2 protein-coding genes are annotated in these 2,360 nt (G+C 41.0%); one reads left to right on the top strand and one right to left on the bottom strand.

Annotated features, from left to right (window positions below; all coding sequences use genetic code 11):
- On the top strand, window positions 1–328 hold a 328-nt coding region (locus JGK36_RS26035; protein WP_293197227.1), incomplete at its 5' end, for a transposase.
- 331 nt (window positions 329–659) lie between these two features.
- Here JGK36_RS26035 and JGK36_RS26030 read toward each other — a convergent pair.
- Complete coding sequence (locus JGK36_RS26030; protein WP_293179797.1) at window positions 660–2,147, bottom strand: serine/threonine-protein kinase; 1,488 nt, start codon at window positions 2,145–2,147, stop codon at window positions 660–662.
- Between the last annotated feature and the right edge of the window lie 213 nt (window positions 2,148–2,360).

Raw genomic sequence — 2,360 nt, 5'->3', positions numbered from 1 at the left:
GGCACGTCAAATGTTGACATGGGCGCATTATCGCTTCAAGCAAATCATCAAACATCAAGCTGACAAAAATGGTTCGATTGTTGTTGATGTGTCAGAAGCCTATACGTCTAAGACTTGTGGAAATTGTGGTCATATTCATCGAAAGCTTGGCGGCTCTAAAGTGTTCAAATGTCCGAATTGCCAAACGGTAATTGGACGAGATTTGAACGGCGCACGTAATATCCTGTTACGTGCTTTGTCGGATTCGACCTGTTCTGTCAGCCATGACGGAATTGCGATCGTTACATCTCCAGCATTGCACAGCTATGTTGAGAAATGTTCAGCGTAAAAGAATCAGTATTTCATATTAATTCTGGTTTTACCGGAATGATTAAACCGCAGAGGCCGCAGAGGACACAGAGGGAGAGGATAGAGAGATGAATCATTCTGATGAAGAGTGGATTTGATATGAAGGAGTGCAAAAAGTATTTTTTTTAACAGTGCGATCGTCTCCGGTCGCGATTGTTATACCATTTATCTGAAGTTGTACAATACTCGAAGACCCCCCCTAGCCCCCCCTTGTTAAAGGGGGGAACAAGAATATTGTTATTTCGTTGAAAATTGGTATTAGACTCGCGATCCTAGAATCAGGACTAAAGTCCTTACTACAAACAACTGAATTAGTTAATCTCAAAGGAATTCATCATATTTTCAGCCGTTTTCAAATAGTCCGAATACTCTGATTTCTCCGCAGTGTAAGTAATCACGTAAGCTTTATTATTCATCAACGTCCAAGTTTGCATTTTTTTGGTATTGGTTTGTCCGTCTTTATCATCAAAAACAACTGTATAACCTCGATGATTAGCAATCGTTTTAGGATTTTCTTCTAAAATTTTAACATCAGTAAAATTTGTTTTAATTTGCTTGAGAGACGATTGATTGTATTCATCGAGAGACATCGGTTTTGGCAAATCTTCTATGCTGACAGTAATTTGTTCTTGATAAGCATCAGCGGTGTTCTTTTTGGGGGCTATGAATACAACCACATCGTTAATTACTGGATTTTGTAACTCTTGTTTTTCCCACTTTTCAGGGTATTTGATTTTAAACTGATGGGTCGAACTTTGATAACTTAATAAATTTTCAACTTGAGTTTTAGAGAAATGTTGGATTGCGAAGGCGGAAATGGCGATCGCCCCAGCAACTCCGAGTCCCATTAAAGCCGGCTTCCATCCCAAAGCAAATCTACGAGTTCTGCGATCGGGAGATGGCGATGGCGGGCGATCGCTCAGTTTACCAAGTCGCTGCAAAAGAACTTGAGTATCTTTTGGCCTGTCTTTCGGAAAATAAGCCATCAAATCATCAATCAAATCTGCTAGCGGCTTCGATGTTTGAGTCGCCACATTCCGCCAAATCAATTTACCCGATCGCGGATCTTCCTGCAAATTTCTCGGTTCTTGAGCCGTCAGCAAATACACAAAATTCCGGCCCAAAGCAAAAAAATCAGAACGTGGCTCAGCCTTGCCCTTTTTTTGTTCTTCGGGAGTGTAACCCATCGAAGAAATGCGAGTTACTTCTCCAGTTGCTCTCTGAATAGTTTCTGTAACTTCCCGCACCGCCCCAAAATCAATTAATACTAATTTTCCGTTCGACCGGCACATGACATTTTGCGGCTTAATATCTCGGTGAAAATAATTTTGATTGTGAACGAGATTCAATATTTCCGTCAGTTGTGTCAACCAGTCAATAGCTAGTTCCGAAGAAATAGGTTGGTAATTATGAGCTTCCAACCACTGCTGCAAATTTTTACCTTCAATTTTCTCCATCACCAGACAGTGCAAAGATTTATCAGTACCCTTAACTCTGAAAGTAAAATAGCCTTCAGATTCAACTGTCGGGAGTCCCGGATGCTTCAGCCGCTGCAAAACGTGAGCTTCTCTCTGAAAAAGTTCCACACCTAGAGTATCGTTGTTCATCAGAACTTTCAACACTTTCTGAGTACCGTCTCTGTCTCTGACTGCAAAAGTTTTACCAAATCCTCCTTGTCCCAAAACAGCAATTACCCGATAGCGTGCGTTGATTAGCAACTCAGATCCGCAAGTTTGGCAAAAATTGATAGTGTCAAGATTTTCTGGATGGCGGCAGTTGGGATTAATGCAGTAGCTCATGGTATGGAGGAATTAGCTTGGTAGAAATAGTATCTCGTGCCAAAGCAGCTTCCTGAAAGCTATCCGAATTGGGGATAGCTTGGAATTAGTGCGGTGCTTGTCAGCATTGATTATTAAACATGATATAACATTACTCATGTTTTGAATACTGAATGAGAGAATCTCATTTTTGTAAAAAGCATTTTTTTGTTGGAGTGCGAGCTGGGACGCTCG

The sequence above is a fragment of the Microcoleus sp. PH2017_35_SFW_U_B genome (assembly GCF_020737865.1).
In the GTDB taxonomy this organism is placed as follows: Bacteria; Cyanobacteriota; Cyanobacteriia; order Cyanobacteriales; family Microcoleaceae; genus Microcoleus.
This window is presented reverse-complemented; position numbering and strand designations above follow the sequence as displayed.